Origin of the sequence: Novosphingobium marinum, from assembly GCF_013408095.1 — a bacterium.
Lineage (GTDB): Bacteria > Pseudomonadota > Alphaproteobacteria > Sphingomonadales > Sphingomonadaceae > Novosphingobium > Novosphingobium marinum.
This window is the reverse complement of record NZ_JACBZF010000002.1, coordinates 153,021-169,868: the sequence shown is the minus strand read 5'-3', so window position 1 is coordinate 169,868 and position 16,848 is coordinate 153,021. Positions and strand designations below refer to the sequence as shown.

The window sequence follows — 16,848 nt, the reverse complement described above, 5'->3', positions numbered from 1 at the left end:
GGGACGAGCGATGCACGAAAGCTTCACCATCAGGCCCGAGTGGTACTACTGCGCCGACCGCGCCCGCGAGGAATGGGATTCGGTCTGGACGAAGTGCTGGCACATGGGGCCGCGCGAAGAGGAACTGCCCGAGGAGGGCGACCTTTTCGTCCATACCTTCGGCCATGAAAGCCTGCTTTTCGTGCGCCGGGCCGACGGCGAGGTCGACGGGCTGTTCAACGTCTGCCGCCATCGCGGCAACCGGCTGGTGCTTGGCGGCGACGGGCCGACCACGCTCGCGCAGTTCCGCTGCGCCTTCCACGGCTGGTGCTACGACCTCGAAGGAAGCCTTGCCAGCGTCCCCTACCGCGAGCGCTTCGCGGAGGAGGATCTCGCGCCGGCAAACACCGCGCTCAGGCGCTTTCGCGTGGAAAGCTTCGCTGGCTGGCTGTGGTTCACCCTGTCTGAAGAGGCCCCGCCGCTTGCCGAATACCTCGGACGGATGACCGGCCACCTTGCGCCCTATCGCATGGAGCGGGCGCGGATCGTCGACTACAAGACCTTCGAGTTCCGCACGAACTGGAAGACCGTGCTCGACGCCTTCCACGAAAGCTACCACTTTCAGGAACTCCACCGCGACGTCCTGTCATGGGGCAACGAGGATGCGCCGATCACGCTCGACGGCATCCACAGCCACATGGTCAACGAGTACGGTGCACCCAGCCGCCTTTACCCCGACCGCGAGACGGTGAACCCGGCGCTCGCCGCGCTCCTCGAAGCGAGCGGGATCGACCCCGCCACCTTCCCCGGCAAGGCGACCGACGTGCGCGGCGCGGTGCGCGATGCCAAGCGCGACGCAGGCGACACCGTCTTTCCCTACGAGAGCCTGAGCGACAGCCAGTTGACCGACGCTTGGCACTTTCTCGTCTTTCCGTCGGTCCACTTCAACCTGTTCCCCGAATTCTATGTCGCGATGCGCTATCGCCCGCATCCCTCGGGAGACCCGGAACGCGTCTACTACGACTTCATCATGTGCGCCCCGCTCCAGCCCGGCGAGGAGGTTCCGGCCTACCGGCATCGCATCGTGCAGGGGAAGGCGCAGCCGGTCGGCGAGGTGCTCGAATGGGGCGTTCGCACGCATCCGGTCGCCGAGCAGATTCTCGGCGAGGACGTCGACCTCGTCGAGGAAGTGCAGTCCGGCCAGAAATCGGCAGGCTTCGACCGGCCGATCCTGTCCTCCGACGAGCGCCGCATCGCGCATTTCCACCGCAACCTCGACCGGCTCATCGCGGGCGAGAGTCTTGCCGGGCTCATCGCCGACAACCCGCTCGAACCCGAGGCCCATCGCGACGCTTCCAGCCGGGAGAAAGCATGATGAACCGCGCGCGCAACATCGAACTGACCACGAAGTACCTCGATGCCATGCAGGCGGGGGACTGGGAAACGGTCGAGGCGATGTACCACGACGACATCGTCATCCACATGGCGGGCACCACCCCCGCCTCGGGACGCAAGGAAGGCAAGGCCGAAGTAACCGACCGCATGATCGCCGAGCAGGTGCACGGCGCACTCGTTCCCGAACGGATGCATTTCGCATCGCGCTGGAGGATCATGTGCGCCGACGACGAGCGGGTGTGCATCATCATGGAAGGCGGCGGCCCGACGAAGGCCGGCGACGTCTACGACCAGGTCTATTGCGAAGTCTTCCGCTTCGCCGAGGACGGCCGGATGATCGAGATGCATGCCTTCTTCGACACCGCGCTGGCCGAGCGCGCGCTGTTCGGGAACGCGCTGGCGACGCCGCGCGAGAAGCCCGAAAAGCCGCTGGCGTATTGACGGACGGTTGAAAGCCGCGCGCCGGACGCTAGGAAACGGGGCATGTTCGCAAAGCGGATCGTCCCTCTCCTGGCACTGCTGGCCGCGCCTGGCATCGCGCCCGCGAGCGCGGCAGCCGACGATTTCTGCCGCAACGGCCTGTTCCCCAAGGAGCCGCCGTTCGCGCTCGCCAGGATCACCGACGAACGCGCGTTCTTCCATGATGACATCGACGGCTGCCCGCAGGCCGGGGACTGCCGCTCGCGCTCCTACGTGATCGAGGACGACGTCGTGCTGACAGGTCGGACCAGCGGCGGCTTCACGTGCGCGTTCTATCCCGGAGCCAACGGCGGAACCGCCGGCTGGATAGAAACCGCGCGCCTCGCCCTCATCGAACACGAATCGAACCCGGCGCTCGCCCGCTGGATCGGCACATGGTCGGTGGGCGACAATCCGGAAGTCCGCTTCCGGGTGGAGGGCAGCGTGCTGCATGTCGCAGGCGAAGCGTTCTGGCCCGGACATCCCGACACAACCGACTGGATCTCGATCCATGTCGGCGAGATCGCGGGCGCGGTTTCGCGCAACGGCCTTGTCGGGCGCTACGAGGACGACAACCTGTGCGAGATCGATTTCACGCTGATCGGCGACTATCTCGTGGCAGGCGACAACGGCAACTGCGGCGGCGCGAACGTCAGCTTCTCGGGCGTCTATCGCAAGCAGGACAGATAGCCACGCCGCAACGTCTCGCATGAGTCACGAACGAGCGGTATGGACCGGCGCATGACACGCATTCTCGCCGCGCTCCTGCCGCTTGCCATCGCCGCCTGCGCCACGCCGCAGGCCAGCGCGCCCGCCCCGCAAACGGTCACGGTGGGCATCGTCGCAATCAACGATTTCCACGGCAATCTCGAGCCTCCGAAGATGGCGGTCCCCGTCCCGGACGGAAGCGGCGGCACGACGTACGTCCCGGCGGGCGGGGCCGCATGGCTTGCCTCGGCCATCGATATGGTCGCGGCGCGGCACAGGTACAGCACCGTGGTTTCGGCAGGGGACCTCATCAGTGCCTCGCCGCTTGCCTCCTCGCTGTTCCTCGACGAGCCGACGGTCGGGGCGATGAACCGCATCGGGCTGGAATTCAACGCGGTGGGCAACCACGAATTCGACCGGGGCCGCGAGGAACTGCTGCGCATGCAGGCCGGCGGCTGCGAAGCGCACACGCAGCGCCGCCCCTGCGCGGTCGAGGAGTTCGCCGGCGCGGATTTCGCCTTCCTGTCGGCCAGCACCTACACCGGGGATGGCAGCTCGCTGTTCCCGGCAACCGGCACGAAGACTTTCGAGACGCCAGCAGGGCAGATCAAGCTCGGCTTCATCGGCCTGACGCTGGAAAGCACGCCGCTGCTCGTTTCGCCCGAAGGAATCGCGGGCCTGACCTTCGGCGACGAGGCCGAGGCGATCAACCGCGCGGTGCCCGTTCTCGAAAGCGAAGGCGCCGATGCGATCGTCGTCCTCATTCACCAGGGCGCAGAGCAGGGTGAGAACCCCGATCCCAACGATTGCGAAGGCCTCTCGGGCGCGCTCCTCGAAATTCTCGGGCGACTCGATCCCGGCGTCGACGTCGTCGTCTCGGGTCACACGCACCAGGCCTACGTCTGCGATTACGGCACCATCGATCCCGCGCGCCCGCTCCTGCTGACAAGCGCGGGTTCGTACGGCCGGCTGGTGACCGACATCGCGCTCACCATCGATCCGGCCGCCGACCAGGTCGTCGCGGCGCGGGCCGAGAACGTCATCGTCCAGTCGCCCGGCTATGCGACCAGCCGCGGCGAAACGCCCGCCACCGATGCGTTCGCGCGCTTCGAGCCGCGCGCCGACATCGCCGCCTACGTCGCCCGCTACGTCGATGCCGCCGCCGAATACGCGAAACGACCGGTAGGGCGGATCGGCGGGGGAGCCTTGCGGATGTGGGGGGAGGGTCCGAACACCGGCGGCCGGCTAGGCCTGCTTATTGCCGATGCGCAGCTTGCGGCGACGCGGGACGCGGGCGCGCAAGTCGCCTTCATGAACACCGGCGGCATCCGCGCCGACCTCGAGCCGACGGCGGACGGGCGCCTCACCTTCGGGCAGATCTACGCGGTGCAGCCATTCGGCAACACGCTCGTCACCAGGACCTTCTCCGGCGCGCAGCTCGAGACACTCCTCGAACAGGGACTGGCGATGGCCGATCCCAAGTTCCTCGTACCCTCGCAGGGCTTTGCCTACCGCTACGACCTGTCGCGCCCGGCAGGAGAGCGGCTGGTGTCGATGACCCTCGACGGCAAGCCCGTCGATCCGCAGGCGACCTATCGCGTGACGATGAACTCGTTCCTCGCGCAGGGCGGAGACGGCTATGCGGTCTTCACCGACGGAACCGACGCGGTGACCGGCGGTCTCGATCTCGAGGCGCTGGAAGCCTGGCTCGACGGGGAGGCGCCGCGCCCGGTGCCCTCGGCCCCGCGAATTACCGCGAACTGAGGCTCAGAAGCCGACGCCGTCGGGCCACTCCGGACCTGCCAGGCCCATTACCTTGAAGAGGGCGCCCATCTGCCCCTCGCCGATCAGGCGGTCCTTCGCCGACCGGATCGCGGCGGCATGTTCGGGCGCGAAGGCCGAAAGGTTCTCTGCGCGCGTCTCGATCCCCAGTTCGCGCAGCCAGCGACCCTGCGTCACCGTGCCGAGCCACTTGCACCCGCGCGACTGCGCGATGGGGGCCAGCGTCGCGAAATCGACGTGGGCGGTCAGGTCCGCCTCTCCCGGAGAGGCAAAGGCATCGACCTTGCGGTGCGCACGCACCGCCTGCAGCGTCGATCCGGTGCGCTCTTCCTCGTGCCCGTAATCGATGAACAGCGCCGCCCCGCCCTGCTCGACCAGCCGCCCGGCCACTTCGTAGACCGTCGCGGCGGCACCCGGGCAGGTCTCTATCAGCGTGCCGACCGGAGCTTCTCGCCGTGCTTCAGGAACCGCGGCGTCCATCGGCGTGCGCCCTGCGATCGCGACGAACTGCCCTTTCTCGAACGACACCATCCGCTCGCGCCAGCCATCCCCGGTCATGACGAGCTGCCGCACCGGAAGCGCATCGAGGAATTCGTTGGCGACGACGAAGACCGGGCCGTAGGGCGGGATTGTCGACAGGTCGTGGTGCCAGTAGGCGTTGGGAACCGTCGCCAGCTGGAGATCCTTGAGCGTGGTCGAGGTCTCGACGAAATGCGGTCGCGGTTCCAGCCCGTAGCGCTTCATCGCGCGCAGTGCATCGCGCGCCAGCGTGCCGCGCCCCGGGCCGATCTCGACGTAATGGACAGGCTCCTCGCGCCCCGCCCTGATCCACATGTCGGCCAGCCACAGCCCGATCAGTTCGCCGAACATCTGGCTGATCTCGGGCGCGGTCACGAAGTCGCCCTTGTCGCCCAGCGGATCCCGGGATGCGTAGTAGCGGGCGTTCGCCTCGCCCATGAAGTGCATCAGGCTGATCGGCCCGTGGTTGGCGATAAGGCGCTCGAAGATGGCGGAAAGCGGCTCCTTGCCAGGCTCGTCCCCGCTCATGCGGTTGCAGGGCGCCCGCTGCCGAGCGCCGGGCGGCTGAGCGCGTAGAGCACCATGCCGATGCCGATGGCGATAAGCGGAATGGTAAGCCACTGGCCCATCGAAAGCCCGGTGCGCATCGCGAATTCCTGCAACTGCGCGTCGGGCTCGCGGAAGAATTCGACGGTGAAACGCCCGAGCGCGATGCCCGCGGTGAACACGCCGACGAGCAGTCCGGGCCGGTAGCGGGCGCGCGTTTTCCAGAACAGCAGCAGCATGACCACGATCAGCAGCGCGCCTTCGAGCAGCGCTTCGTAAAGCTGGCTGGGATGGCGCGGCATCGGCCCGGCTCCGGGAAAGACCATCGCCCAGGGAACCGAAAGGTCGGTCACGCGGCCCCACAGCTCGCCGTTCACGAAGTTCGCGATGCGCCCGAACATCATGCCGAAGGGCACGCATACGGCGATGTAGTCGGCAACGCGCAGGAAATTGAGCCCGCCGCGCCAGGAGACATAGGCGATGGCGAGCAGCACGCCGACGAGCCCGCCGTGAAAGCTCATGCCGCCGTTCCAGAGCTGCACCAGCTCGCCCGGATCGGCCCAGAGCTCGGGCTGGTAGAAGGTCGCATAGCCAAGGCGCCCGCCGATGATGATGCCGAGCGTGCAGTAGAAGAACAGGTCGTCGGCATGGCGCTGCGCCAGCGGCGCGCCGGGCGCCTTGATCATGCGCGTCAGGTGCCAGTAGCCCAGCACGATCCCCGCCAGGTAGGCGAGCGAATACCAGCGCAGCATGAAGAAGCCGAGGTCGATGCCCTGCGTCAGGCCGAGGTCTACCCAATAGATCGGCTCGGCGGCAGAAGCGGCGGCGGACAGTATCAGCAAGGTGCCGGACCCTTCGATTGTTGACGCGCCCGGCATCTCCGGGCGGGCGCCTTCTGGCATAGGCGCGGGCGCGATCATAGCCGCTTTTCGGAGTTGTGCGGCTGCACCTGTTATCCGCGCGCCCAAGCCGCTAGGTACGGTGCATGAGCGCCATACGGATTCCCAACCAGCGCGCGGTCGTCGACCGTCGCCAGCTTGCCACCCGCATCGCCGAATTCGCCGGGGAGAAGGGCGGCAGCCAGTGTCGCATGGACGTGGTCGAACTGCTGCGCAAGGCGCTGGAGGATGGCCGCGCCGAGATTTCGCGGCGCCTCGACGAAAAGCCCTACGCGGGGCACGAGATCGCCGAGGCGCAGGCGTTCCTCGTCGACCAGCTCGTCCGCACGATCCACGATCACGTGATCGAGCACGTCTACCCGATCGGCAACCGGTCGACCGGGGAACGCCTCGCGATCCTGGCGGTCGGCGGCTACGGGCGCGGCGAGATGGCGCCGCATTCGGATGTCGACATCGCCTTCCTCACCCCGGTCAAGAATACGCCGTGGTGCGAACAGGTGATCGAGGCGATGCTCTATTTCCTGTGGGACCTCGGCCTCACAGTCGGCCATTCGAGCCGCACGGTCGAGGACATGGTGCGCATGTGCAAGTCGGACCTGACGATCCGCACCAGCATGCTCGAAGGTCGCTACGTCTGGGGCGACCAGACCCTGTTCGAGGAAGCGCAGCGCAAGTTCTGGAGCGACGTCGTCAAGGGAACCGAGCGCCAGTACGTTTCCGAAAAGCTGGAAGAGCGCAACGAGCGGCACAAGCGCATGGGCGACAGCCGCTACGTCGTCGAACCCAACGTCAAGGAGGGCAAGGGATCGCTGCGCGACCTGCACACGCTCTACTGGATCGGCAAGTACGTCTACAAGGTGCGCAGCGCCGCCGAACTGGTCGACGTGGGCCTCCTGACCAAGGAGGAATTCCGCAACTTCCGCCGCGCCGCCAATTTCTTCTGGGCCGTACGCTGCCACCTGCACATCATCGCCGGGCGTCCCGAGGACCGGCTGACCTTCGACATGCAGCGCGAAGTGGCCGACCGCATGAACTTCGCCGAACGCACCGGCAAGAGCGCGGTCGAGCGGTTCATGCAGTACTTCTTCCTGCAGGCGAAGGCGGTCGGCAGCCTGACCGGCGTGTTTCTCACGCAGCTCGACGAGCAGTTCGCCAGGAAGCAGCCGCGCGGCCTGCTCGCAGGATTCCGCGCCCGGCCCCGCATGCTGAAGGGCTACAAGCTGTTCGGCGGCAAGATACAGGCCTTGGGCGACGACTGGTTCGAGAAGGACCCGCTGCGCCTCCTCGAGATCTTCGTCATCGCCGACAGGGAGGGGCTTGAAATCCACCCCGAGACGATGCGCCAGATTTCGCGCGATGCGAAGCTCATCAAGGCCGAAGTGCGCAAGGACCCCAGGGCCAACGCGCTGTTCATGGAGCTGCTGACCAGCCGGAACGATCCGGAAACGGTCCTGCGCTGGCTTAACGAGGCGGGCGTGTTCGGGCGTTTCGTGCCCGATTTCGGCCGCGTCAACGCGCAGATGCAGTTCGACATGTACCACCACTTCACTGTCGACGAGCACACCATCCGCGCGATCGGCCTCGTCTCGCGGATCGAGAAGGGCGAACTCAGGGACGACCACCCGCTTTCGACCGAGATCATCCAGAAGCTGCGTTCGCGCCGCGTGCTCTACGTCGCCGTGCTGCTCCACGACATCGCCAAGGGTCGCGGGGGCGACCATTCCGAACTGGGTGCGGATATCGCGCTGAAACTCTGCCCGCGCTTCGGCCTCGACGAGGACGAGACCGAGCTGGTCTCGTGGCTGGTTCGCTATCACCTGCTGATGAGCTCGACCGCGCAGAAGCGCGATCTCGCCGACTGGAAGACCATCACCGATTTCGTAGAGCAGGTGCAGTCGATCGACCGGCTGCGGCAGCTTACCATCCTCACCGTCGTCGATACGCGCGCGGTCGGACCCGGCACCTGGAACAGCTGGAAGGCGCAGCTGCTGACCGAACTGTTCGATTCCGCCGAGGAACGGCTGCGCCTCGGCCACGCGCAGCACGGGCGCGAGAAGCGCGTCGCGGCAAAGAAGCAACTGGTGCGCGAACGCATGGGCGACCGCGCGAACCTTATCGACACGGCCGGCGCCCAGATGAACGACGCGTACTGGATCGCCGAGCCCGAAGACGTCATCGAGATGAACCTGATCCATCTCGACGCCGCCCATGAGGCGAAGGACCCGCTGTCCATCGCCACCCGGTACTACGAGGCGCGCGGTGCCACGATGGTCACGGTGGTCGCCGCCGACCACCCCGGCCTGTTCTACCGCATCGCTGGCGGCATCCACCTGGCTGGCGGCAACATCATCGATGCGCGCATCCACACCGCCAAGAACGGGACCGCGCTCGACAATTTCCTCGTGCAGGACCCGCTGGGCCGTCCTTTCATGGAAGAAGGCCAGCTCGAAAGGCTGCGCACGGCGATCGAGAATGCACTGGCGAACCGGGTGAAGCTGCTCCCGCAGCTCGATGCCAAGCCGCTGTCGCGTCCGCGCGCCGACGCCTTCGACGTGCGCCCGCGCGTCCTGTTCGACAATGATGCATCGAACCGCTTCACCGTCGTCGAGGTCAATGCGCGGGACCGTCCGGCGCTGCTCAACCGGCTGGCGCGAGCGCTGTTCGAATCGCGCACGATGGTCCATTCCGCGCACATCGCCACCTATGGCGAACGCGCGGCCGACACGTTCTACGTGACCGACCTGCTGGGCGACAAGATCGTCTCCGAAACCCGCATCAAGGCGATCGAGCGCGACCTCCTCGAAGCGGCCAGCGACCGCGAGCCGGCAGAGGCCGCCTGACCGGTCAGGCGCGCGCCGCCCGTTCGAGCCGCGCCACCGCTTCTTCCCGGCCGATCAGCGGGAGGAGTTCCGACATGTCGGGGCCGTGGTCGAGCCCGGTCAGCGCCTGGCGAAGCGGCAGGAACAGCGCCTTGCCCTTGCGCCCGGTCGCGCCCTTGAGCGTCGCGGTGAGGTCCTTCCAGGGATTTTCGCCCCAGTCCCGCGCATCGAACGTGGCTGCCGCCGCAGCCAGGAATTCCCGCGTTTCGGCGTCGCAGGCGGGCGGCTCGACCGGCCCGGTCACGATCCGCCACCAGCCCTCGGCCTCTTCGATATGCGCAAGGTTCGGGCGGATCGCGTCCCAGCCCGCCGCGCCCATGCCCTCGGGCAGCAGGTGCGCGACCCGGTCGTAGGGAAGGCGGTGGACGATCGCGGCATTGAGGCGATGCAGCTCGGCCTCGTCGAAACGGGCAGGCGCGCGTCCGAATTTCGCAAGGTCGAACTGCTCCGCCAGTTCCCTTGCGGAAAGCGCCGGGTCGACCGGGTCGGAAGTGCCGAGCCGGGCGAGCAGCGCCACCAGCGCCTCGGGCTCGACCCCCGATTCGCGGAAATCGGCGACGCCGGTCGAGCCGAGCCGCTTGGACAGCTTGCCCTCGGTCCCGACGAGCAGCGCCTCGTGCGCGAAGCGCGGCGGCTGCGCGCCCAGTGCCTCGAACATCTGGACCTGCGCGGCGGTGTTGGAGACGTGATCCTCGCCGCGAAGGACATCGGTTATGCCCATCGCGATGTCGTCGATCGCGCTCGGCAGCATGTAGAGCCACGAACCGTCGCCGCGCCGGACGACCGGATCGGACAACTGCGCGGGGTCGAAGCGCTGCGGCCCCCGGATACCGTCTTCCCACGCTATCGGCGCATCGCGATCGAGCAGGAAGCGCCAGTGCGGCGCGATGCCCTGCGCCTCCTTCGCGGCCTTCTCGTCATCGGTGAGGTCGAGCGCGGCGCGGTCGTAGATCGGCGGCAGGCCCCGTCCCAGCAGCACCTTGCGCCTTAGTTCCAGCTCTTGCGCGGTTTCGTAGCAGGGATAGACGCGGCCCGCTTTTTCCAGCCTGGCGAAGGCGTCCTCGTAAGCATCGAAGCGCGCGGACTGGCGCTCCTCGCCGTCCGGCCCGATGCCCAGCCATGTGAGGTCGGCGCGGATCGCCTCTACGTATTCCTCGCGGCTGCGTTCCCGGTCGGTATCGTCGATGCGCAAAAGGAAGCGACCGCCCGCCTGCTTCGCGAGCAGCCAGTTGTGAAGCGCGGTGCGGATGTTGCCGACGTGGAGCCGGCCGGTGGGCGACGGAGCGAAACGGGTGGTGACCATGCGCCGCCCGTTAGCGTGCCTCTTACTGGCTGAACAGCAGCAAGCTGTGCCCGCCGCCCGAAATGCGCACGCCGTTCTCGGGCGTGCGCTCGATCCGTTCCGCCGCATCGAGCGCGCGCATCACGTCCTCGAGCCCCGCAGGCAGCCCGATCGTGCAGACAGCCGGCGGCGGCACGCCCGATGGCTGCGCTTCGGCAGCAGGACCCGCCCCGGTCTCGATCGTGCCGCCGGAGATGCGATAGGCTCGTTCCTGCCCGGCGCAGCGCGGGCTCCACCAGATCGTGTCCTCGTCGCCCAGCAGGCCGATGCCTTCGGGTCCATCCAACTCCTCGCCGTCGATCCCGGCAACGCGCCAGCCGCCGGCCAGCGTCGTGGGGGCCTCGGGTCCGGACTGCGCGTTCTCCGGCGGCGCGGCACCGTCCTCGGCGGCAGGGGCGCAGGCGGCGAGCGCCAGCGGCAGAAGTGCGAACGCGCCGCGCATCGTCGCGTTCACCCCGCGCTCGCCTGCTGTCCGGCGATCCAGCGATCGACCTGCGCTTCGAGTACATCGAGCGGGACCGATCCGTTTTCGAGCACCGCATCGTGGAAGCCGCGCAGGTCGAAGTTCTCGCCCAGCGTGTTTTCGGCGCGGGTCCGCAACTCGCGGATCTTGAGCTCGCCCAGCTTGTAGGCCAGCGCCTGTCCGGGCGTGGTGATGTAGCGGTTGACCTCCGCATCGATGTTGGCGGGGGTGAGCGCGGTGTTGTCGAGCATGTAGTCGACCGCGCGCTGCTTGCTCCAGCCCTTGGCGTGGATACCGGTATCGACGACGAGCCGGGTCGCGCGCCACATCTCGTAGCTCAGGCGGCCCATCTGGTTGGCGGGCGTGTCGTAGAGGCCCATCTCGATCCCCAGCCGCTCCGAATAGAGTCCCCAGCCCTCGACGAAGGCGGTGAAGAAAGTGCCGTGCGTGCGCAGCGGATGGATGTCGAGCTCCTGCTGCAGGGCAAGCTGGTGGTGATGGCCGGGAACCGCCTCGTGAACGGTCAGCGCCGGAAGCTCCCAGAGCGGACGCTGGTCGAGTTCGGTGGTGTTTACGCGGTAGACGCCTGCCGCCCCGTTCGCGAGCGAGCCGAGATTGTAGTAGGCGGTGGTGTTGCCCGGCGCGAGCGCCTCGGGGATCGGCAGCACCGTGTAGGGCAGGCGCGGAAGCTTGCCGAACAGCTTGGGCATCCAGCCGTCGATCTCCTTGGCGAGCGCGCTGGTCCGCATCATGAGTTCGTCGGGCGTCTTCGCATAGTACTGCGGATCGGTGCGCAAGTGCTCGATGAAGGCCTCGCGCGTGTCGTACCCGGCCTCGCTCGCGACCTGTTCCATCTCGGCGCGTATGCGCGCAACTTCCGACAGGCCGAGCGCATGGACGTCGTCGGCCGTCATCTGCGTGGTCGTGTAGCTGCGGACCAGGTAGCCGTAATAGTCGTCGCCCCCGGGCGTCGATATCAGGCCGGGGGCGCCGGTGCGGCATTTCGGGGCGTACTCGCTCGAATAGAACGCCGCGAACTTGCGCAGCGATGCGTTCACGTCGTCGGCGATGACCCGCCGTGCGCGCGTCCTGAGCGCGGTCCAGTCGGCCTCGGAGATCGCGGCGGGCTTTTCCCTGAACGGCCCCCAGACCTGCGAATCCTCCACGGATGCGGGCGCGCTGGCGGTTATGCCCTCGGCATAGCCCTGCATCGGTTCGCACGGCAGGGTCAGTCCCTTGTCGATCGCCCCGCGCGAGCGGTCGATCATCTGGTCGACCAGCGCCGGCAGCGCATCGAGGCGCGCGATGTACGACTGGTAGTCCGCCCTGGTGAACAGCGGCGAAAGCGTCGTGAGGTAGCCCGCGAAGGTGTGCGGGCCATAGCGGTTGCCGATCACCGTGTAGCGCTCGTGATCGAACTTCCCGGCCTCGATCCCGTCGGCAAGGTCGCGGCGCAGGATGGCGTAGTCGACCTGCATGTCCTCAGGCAGGGCGTCGGCATCGATAGCATCGAGCCGGTCGAGGAAGGCGGCCTCGTCGCGCAGTTCGGTTTCGTACGACCGGAGCGATCCGTCGGGCAGCGTGCCGTCCCCGCGCCGGTCGCCGATGCGCATGGCGAGCAGGGGATCGTTGTCGAGCTTGTATTCCCAGATTTCCTCGCGCAGCGCCTCGTAATCGGACTCCGCGCCGGCAAACGCGGCTTGCGGAGCGAGCAGCGCGGCGGCGGACAGAGCAGCGAGCAGGTACTTCATTTCGTGCGACCCCCTTCGGACAGGACAGGGCACACTATGACTGCGGGCAGCCTGCGTCCACCCGGTTGGCGCGGCGCGGGACGCGGTGTCCGGCAGGCATGAAAAAAGCCTCCGCGATGGGAGGCCTCGTATCCGGATCGGGTCCGGGAGAAAGGGCCGGCCGCGACGGGCGCGAGCCGGCCCGATCCGGTATTACATCGCGCCTTCGGCGGCCTCGGCGGCCTCGGTCGCGGCTTCTTCGGCACCCATGCCGTCTTCCATCGCGCCTTCGGTGGCCATGGCGTCTTCGGTCGGCATCATGGTGGCGTCGGTCATGGCTTCCTCAGCCGGCATCTCGACGCTCTCGGCCGTCGCTTCCTCGCTGGCGGTTTCCGAGCTGCCGCACGCGGCCAGCGCCAGGGCGGCGGCGGACGCGAACGTGGCGTAAGCGAATTTCTTCATGCGAATCCCCTTGCATAATGTGGCGCAGGCGCCATCGCTTGGGCCTTGCCTGCGGCGCCAATGTGTAAACGAGTGCTAACCCCAACGCAAATGGCAAAAATCCGGGCAGGATCGGCGGAAATCCTTGGGCTTGCGGTGATATAAAGATATCTTTATATGATGCCGCAATGCAAATCGACCCACTCCTTCGTGCGCTCGGCGATCCGACGAGGCTGCGCATCATGCGCCTGCTGGCGCACATGGAGCTTGCCGTCGGTGAACTCGCGCAGGTGCTCGATCAGAGCCAGCCGCGCGTCTCGCGCCATTTGCGCATCCTGACCGACGCCGGTCTCGCCGAGCGGCGGAAGGAGGGAAGCTGGGTCTTCGTGCGCAGCGCCGTGCGCGAGGACGGGCCGCCGCCGCTCGGCGCGGCGGCCGCCCACCTCCTTGCCGTGGCCGAGCGCGACGATCCCGCGTTCAGCGCCCGCTGCGCCGAGGACCGGCGCCGCCTTTCAGCCATCCGCGCCTCGCGCGAGGCTACGGCCGCCTCCTACTTCGCCCGCCATGCCGACGAATGGGACAAGCTGCGCTCGCTGCACTCGCCCGACGAACCGGTCGAAGCCGCGCTCGTCGAGGCGCTCGGCCGGGCAAGCCTCGGCCGGCTGCTCGACATCGGAACCGGAACCGGCCGCATCGCCGAGCTGCTCGCGCCGAAAAGCAGCCATGTGACCGCGCTCGACAAGAGTCCCGAGATGCTCCGCGTCGCCCGCGCGCGGCTCCAGTCGCTGCCCGCCGGAGACCTCGACCTCGTGCGTGGCGACTTCACCGACCTGCCGTTCGCCGACGCAGCGTTCGACACCGTCGTCTTCCACCAGGTGCTGCACTACGCGCAGGAGCCCGCCGTCGTGCTTGCCGAAGCGGCACGCGTCGCGAGCCCGGACGGGCGCATCGCCATCGTCGATTTCGCCGCCCACGACCGCGAGGAACTGCGCGAACGGCACGCCCACGCGCGCCTCGGCTTTTCCGACGAGCGCATGGCGATGCTGCTGGACGACGCGGGTTTCGCGCCGCAATCGCCGGTGGCGCTTCCGGGCGCGCCGCTGACCGTGAAGATCTGGATCGGGCGCAAGCAGGGTACGAGCGCCGTCCGCCAAGCCGAAAACGATGAAGGAAAGAGAGCACGCGCATGACCGTCATACTCGACGAAAGGCAGGAACAGCGCACCGCGCACGATTCTCCCCTGTTCGCCTCGCTGCCGGGGGACATCGACGTTTCCTTCGAATTCTTCCCGCCGAAGAGCGACAGGATGAAGGAGCAGCTGTGGGACGCGATCGAGGCGCTCGCCCCTCTGGGGCCGCGCTTCGTTTCGGTCACGTACGGCGCGGGCGGATCGACGCGCGAGCGGACGCACGACACCGTCGCGCGGATTGCCCGGGAAACCAACCTGCCGGCAGCCGCGCACCTGACCTGCGTCGAGGCGACGAAGGAGGACATCCACGAAGTCGTCGACGCCTACTGGGATGCAGGGGTACGCCACATCGTCGCGCTGCGCGGCGATCCGCCCGAAAAGGGCGGGACCTACGCCGCGCATCCCGGCGGCTATGCCAATGCCGAGGAGCTGGTGAAGGGCCTGCGCGAACGTCATCCGTTCGAGATTTCGGTCGCCGCCTATCCCGAATGCCACCCGGACTCGCCATGCGCCCAGGACGACCTCGCCAACCTCAAGCGCAAGATGGACGCAGGCGCGACGCGCGCCATCACGCAGTTCTTCTTCGAGCCCGACACCTTCTTCCGCTTCCGCGACGATGCGCAAAAGTTCGGGATCGATGCCGAGATCGTGCCCGGCATCATGCCCGTGATGAACTACGCCAGCGTCACGCGCATGGCCAAGATGTGCGGCACCGACGTTCCGGGCTGGATGGAAAAGCTGTTCGAGGGCCTCGACGACCGGCCCGAGGCGCGCCAGCTCGTCGCCGCCACGCTGGCCGCCGAGCTGTGCCGCCGCCTCTATGCCGGCGGTGTGCGCAAGTTCCATTTCTACACGCTCAACCGCGCCGAGCTCGCCTACGCGATCTGCCACATGCTCGGCGTGCGCCCGAAGGAGAAAGCCGCATGAGCGCGCGCGAAACGTTCAACGCCGAAGCCGCCAAGCGCATCCTCGTCACCGACGGGGCGTTCGGCACCGAAATCCAGAACTGGAAGCTGGCGGAGGAAGACTATGCCGGCGACCTCCGCCTGGCGAAGGACCAGAAGGGCAACAACGACATCCTGGCGCTGACCAGGCCGGAAGTGCCCGAAGCGATCCACCGCGCCTATTTCGAAGCGGGCGCGGACATCGCCGAGACCAACACCTTTTCGGCCAATCGCATCAGCCAGGCCGACTATGCCGCCGAGGGCCTCGTTACCGAACTCAACGTCGCCTCGGCGAAACTGGCGCGCCGCGTCGCCGACGAATTCGCCGGGAAGGACGGCCGCCCCCGCTTCGTGGCCGGCGCGATCGGGCCGACGAACAAGACGCTCTCGCTCTCGCCCGACGTCAACGACCCGGGCTACCGCGAAATCGACTGGGACGAACTGGTCGACGTCTACCACGAGCAGGCCGCGGCGCTGGTCGAGGGCGGTGCCGATTTCATCCTGATCGAGACGGTGTTCGACACGCTCAACGCCAAGGCCGGGATCATGGCCGCCAGGCGCCTCGAGGGCGAACTGGGCCGCGACGTGCCGGTCATGCTGTCGATGACGCTGACCGACCTTTCGGGCCGCAACCTCTCGGGCCACACGGTCGAGGCGTTCTGGCACGCCGTGCGCCATGCCAACCCCGTCACCATCGGGCTCAATTGCTCGTTCGGCGCGACCCAGCTTCGCCCGCACGTCAAGGCACTCTCGCAGGTCGCCGACACCCTCATCATGGTCTATCCGAACGCAGGGCTGCCCAACGAGCTGGGCGCCTACGACGAGGCGCCGGAGACGACGGCGGGGCTCGTGCGGGACTGGGCGACCGACGGGCAGGTCAACGTCCTCGGCGGGTGCTGCGGGTCTACCCCCGCGCACATCGCCGCGATGGCGAAGGCGGTGGCGGGCCTTGCCCCGCGCAATGTGCCGACGCTCGGCCACGCGACCCGGCTCGCGGGCCTCGAGCCCTTCACGCTCGCGGCGTGAGCGAGGCGTCCTGCCCCGACTGGCGCGTGCGCCGCGCGACGCCCGGTGATGCGCGGGCGCTGGCGCTCGTCGGCGCGGCGACGTTCCTCGAAAGCTTCGCCGGCGTGATCGACGGCGATGCCATCGTCGCGCACTGCGATAAGCAGCATTCGGTCGCGACCTACGAGCGTTACCTGGCGGGCGGCGCAAGCGCATGGATCGCCGAAGCCGCTCCCGGCGCGGCGCCCGTCGGATACGCGCTGCTGACCCGGCCGGAGCTGGCGCAGGCGGGCGACGGCGACGTCGAGCTGAAGCGCATCTACCTGCTTTCGCGCTTCCACGGCTCGGGCATAGCGCCGGCGCTGATGGACGCCGCACTCGCCGCCGCCGGCGATGCGGAGCGGCTGCTCCTCGGCGTCTACAACGGCAACGCGCGCGCCATCGCCTTTTACCGCAAGCACGGCTTCTCGGTCATCGGCGAGCGCCGGTTTAGCGTCGGGGCCGAGAGTTACGACGACTTCGTCCTTGCCCGCCCCATCCGATCCGAAATCCGAACCTGAAAGACACT

15 protein-coding genes are annotated in these 16,848 nt (G+C 67.7%); 9 read left to right on the top strand and 6 right to left on the bottom strand.

The window, feature by feature from the left end:
• Positions 1–10 precede the first annotated feature (10 nt).
• Genes FHS75_RS05460 through FHS75_RS05445 form a run of 4 tightly spaced genes read left to right on the top strand, consistent with a single transcriptional unit; the run spans position 11 to position 4,305 of the window.
• Entirely contained in the window at positions 11–1,354 is a 1,344-nt protein-coding gene (locus FHS75_RS05460) for an aromatic ring-hydroxylating oxygenase subunit alpha (RefSeq protein WP_179406731.1), read from the top strand.
• Positions 1,351–1,815, top strand: a complete 465-nt coding sequence (locus FHS75_RS05455) for a nuclear transport factor 2 family protein (protein WP_179406730.1) — start codon at positions 1,351–1,353, stop codon at positions 1,813–1,815. The genes FHS75_RS05460 and FHS75_RS05455 overlap by 4 nt, the downstream gene beginning before the upstream one ends.
• A gap of 42 nt (positions 1,816–1,857) precedes the next feature.
• Entirely contained in the window at positions 1,858–2,523 is a 666-nt protein-coding gene (locus FHS75_RS05450; protein ID WP_179406729.1) for a hypothetical protein, read from the top strand.
• A 39-nt stretch (positions 2,524–2,562) separates the two neighbouring features.
• Complete coding sequence (locus tag FHS75_RS05445) at positions 2,563–4,305, top strand: bifunctional metallophosphatase/5'-nucleotidase (RefSeq protein WP_483406974.1); 1,743 nt, start codon at positions 2,563–2,565, stop codon at positions 4,303–4,305.
• A gap of 3 nt (positions 4,306–4,308) precedes the next feature.
• Here the strand turns inward: FHS75_RS05445 and FHS75_RS05440 are convergent, their stop codons facing one another.
• The gene (locus tag FHS75_RS05440) at positions 4,309–5,370 is read right to left on the bottom strand and encodes a class I SAM-dependent methyltransferase (protein ID WP_179406727.1); all 1,062 of its coding nucleotides are present in this window, start codon (positions 5,368–5,370) and stop codon (positions 4,309–4,311) included.
• A complete protein-coding gene (lgt, locus tag FHS75_RS05435; RefSeq protein ID WP_179406726.1) occupies positions 5,367–6,266 on the bottom strand; it encodes a prolipoprotein diacylglyceryl transferase in 900 nt (299 codons plus the stop codon). Before lgt ends, FHS75_RS05440 begins: the two co-directional genes overlap by 4 nt.
• 107 nt (positions 6,267–6,373) lie before the next feature.
• Between lgt and FHS75_RS05430 the strand changes: the two genes are divergently transcribed.
• Positions 6,374–9,127: a [protein-PII] uridylyltransferase gene (locus FHS75_RS05430; protein WP_179406725.1), complete on the top strand. Its 2,754-nt coding sequence runs from the start codon at positions 6,374–6,376 to the stop codon at positions 9,125–9,127.
• 4 nt (positions 9,128–9,131) lie between these two features.
• On the opposite strand, the gene gltX is transcribed toward FHS75_RS05430, so the two are convergent.
• From gltX to FHS75_RS05410, 4 genes are all read right to left on the bottom strand, one after another.
• Positions 9,132–10,469 carry a glutamate--tRNA ligase gene (gene gltX, locus FHS75_RS05425; RefSeq protein WP_179406724.1) on the bottom strand — a complete coding sequence of 446 codons (1,338 nt, stop codon included), beginning with the start codon at positions 10,467–10,469 and terminating at the stop codon, positions 9,132–9,134.
• Positions 10,470–10,491: 22 nt separating this feature from the next.
• Positions 10,492–10,962 (bottom strand): hypothetical protein, encoded by a 471-nt coding sequence (locus FHS75_RS05420; RefSeq protein WP_179406723.1) that lies wholly within the window; start codon positions 10,960–10,962, stop codon positions 10,492–10,494.
• Positions 10,959–12,722 carry a DUF885 domain-containing protein gene (locus tag FHS75_RS05415; protein WP_179406722.1) on the bottom strand — a complete coding sequence of 588 codons (1,764 nt, stop codon included), beginning with the start codon at positions 12,720–12,722 and terminating at the stop codon, positions 10,959–10,961. The genes FHS75_RS05420 and FHS75_RS05415 overlap by 4 nt, the downstream gene beginning before the upstream one ends.
• A gap of 192 nt (positions 12,723–12,914) precedes the next feature.
• Positions 12,915–13,163 carry a hypothetical protein gene (locus FHS75_RS05410; protein ID WP_179406721.1) on the bottom strand — a complete coding sequence of 83 codons (249 nt, stop codon included), beginning with the start codon at positions 13,161–13,163 and terminating at the stop codon, positions 12,915–12,917.
• A gap of 167 nt (positions 13,164–13,330) precedes the next feature.
• On the opposite strand from FHS75_RS05410, the gene FHS75_RS05405 reads away from it, so the two are divergent.
• Genes FHS75_RS05405 through FHS75_RS05390 form a run of 4 tightly spaced genes read left to right on the top strand, consistent with a single transcriptional unit; the run spans position 13,331 to position 16,840 of the window.
• Entirely contained in the window at positions 13,331–14,332 is a 1,002-nt protein-coding gene (locus tag FHS75_RS05405) for an ArsR/SmtB family transcription factor (protein WP_179406720.1), read from the top strand.
• A complete protein-coding gene (gene metF / locus FHS75_RS05400) occupies positions 14,329–15,258 on the top strand; it encodes a methylenetetrahydrofolate reductase [NAD(P)H] (protein WP_179406719.1) in 930 nt (309 codons plus the stop codon). Before FHS75_RS05405 ends, metF begins: the two co-directional genes overlap by 4 nt.
• Complete coding sequence (locus tag FHS75_RS05395) at positions 15,255–16,301, top strand: homocysteine S-methyltransferase family protein (RefSeq protein ID WP_179406718.1); 1,047 nt, start codon at positions 15,255–15,257, stop codon at positions 16,299–16,301. Before metF ends, FHS75_RS05395 begins: the two co-directional genes overlap by 4 nt.
• Positions 16,298–16,840 carry a GNAT family N-acetyltransferase gene (locus FHS75_RS05390; protein ID WP_179406717.1) on the top strand — a complete coding sequence of 181 codons (543 nt, stop codon included), beginning with the start codon at positions 16,298–16,300 and terminating at the stop codon, positions 16,838–16,840. The genes FHS75_RS05395 and FHS75_RS05390 overlap by 4 nt, the downstream gene beginning before the upstream one ends.
• The last annotated feature ends 8 nt before the right edge of the window (positions 16,841–16,848 follow it).

Excerpts from the sequence above, each read along its gene's own strand:
- FHS75_RS05460 (WP_179406731.1), top strand. The coding sequence starts at position 11 with ATGCACGAAAGCTTCACCATCAGGCCCGAGTGGTACTACTGCGCCGAC.
- FHS75_RS05455 (WP_179406730.1), top strand. The coding sequence starts at position 1,351 with ATGATGAACCGCGCGCGCAACATCGAACTGACCACGAAGTACCTCGAT.
- FHS75_RS05450 (WP_179406729.1), top strand. The coding sequence starts at position 1,858 with ATGTTCGCAAAGCGGATCGTCCCTCTCCTGGCACTGCTGGCCGCGCCT.
- FHS75_RS05445 (WP_483406974.1), top strand. The coding sequence starts at position 2,563 with ATGGACCGGCGCATGACACGCATTCTCGCCGCGCTCCTGCCGCTTGCC.
- FHS75_RS05440 (WP_179406727.1), bottom strand. The coding sequence starts at position 5,370 with ATGAGCGGGGACGAGCCTGGCAAGGAGCCGCTTTCCGCCATCTTCGAG.
- lgt (WP_179406726.1), bottom strand. The coding sequence starts at position 6,266 with ATGCCGGGCGCGTCAACAATCGAAGGGTCCGGCACCTTGCTGATACTG.
- FHS75_RS05430 (WP_179406725.1), top strand. The coding sequence starts at position 6,374 with ATGAGCGCCATACGGATTCCCAACCAGCGCGCGGTCGTCGACCGTCGC.
- gltX (WP_179406724.1), bottom strand. The coding sequence starts at position 10,469 with ATGGTCACCACCCGTTTCGCTCCGTCGCCCACCGGCCGGCTCCACGTC.
- FHS75_RS05415 (WP_179406722.1), bottom strand. The coding sequence starts at position 12,722 with ATGAAGTACCTGCTCGCTGCTCTGTCCGCCGCCGCGCTGCTCGCTCCG.
- FHS75_RS05410 (WP_179406721.1), bottom strand. The coding sequence starts at position 13,163 with ATGAAGAAATTCGCTTACGCCACGTTCGCGTCCGCCGCCGCCCTGGCG.
- FHS75_RS05405 (WP_179406720.1), top strand. The coding sequence starts at position 13,331 with ATGCAAATCGACCCACTCCTTCGTGCGCTCGGCGATCCGACGAGGCTG.
- metF (WP_179406719.1), top strand. The coding sequence starts at position 14,329 with ATGACCGTCATACTCGACGAAAGGCAGGAACAGCGCACCGCGCACGAT.
- FHS75_RS05395 (WP_179406718.1), top strand. The coding sequence starts at position 15,255 with ATGAGCGCGCGCGAAACGTTCAACGCCGAAGCCGCCAAGCGCATCCTC.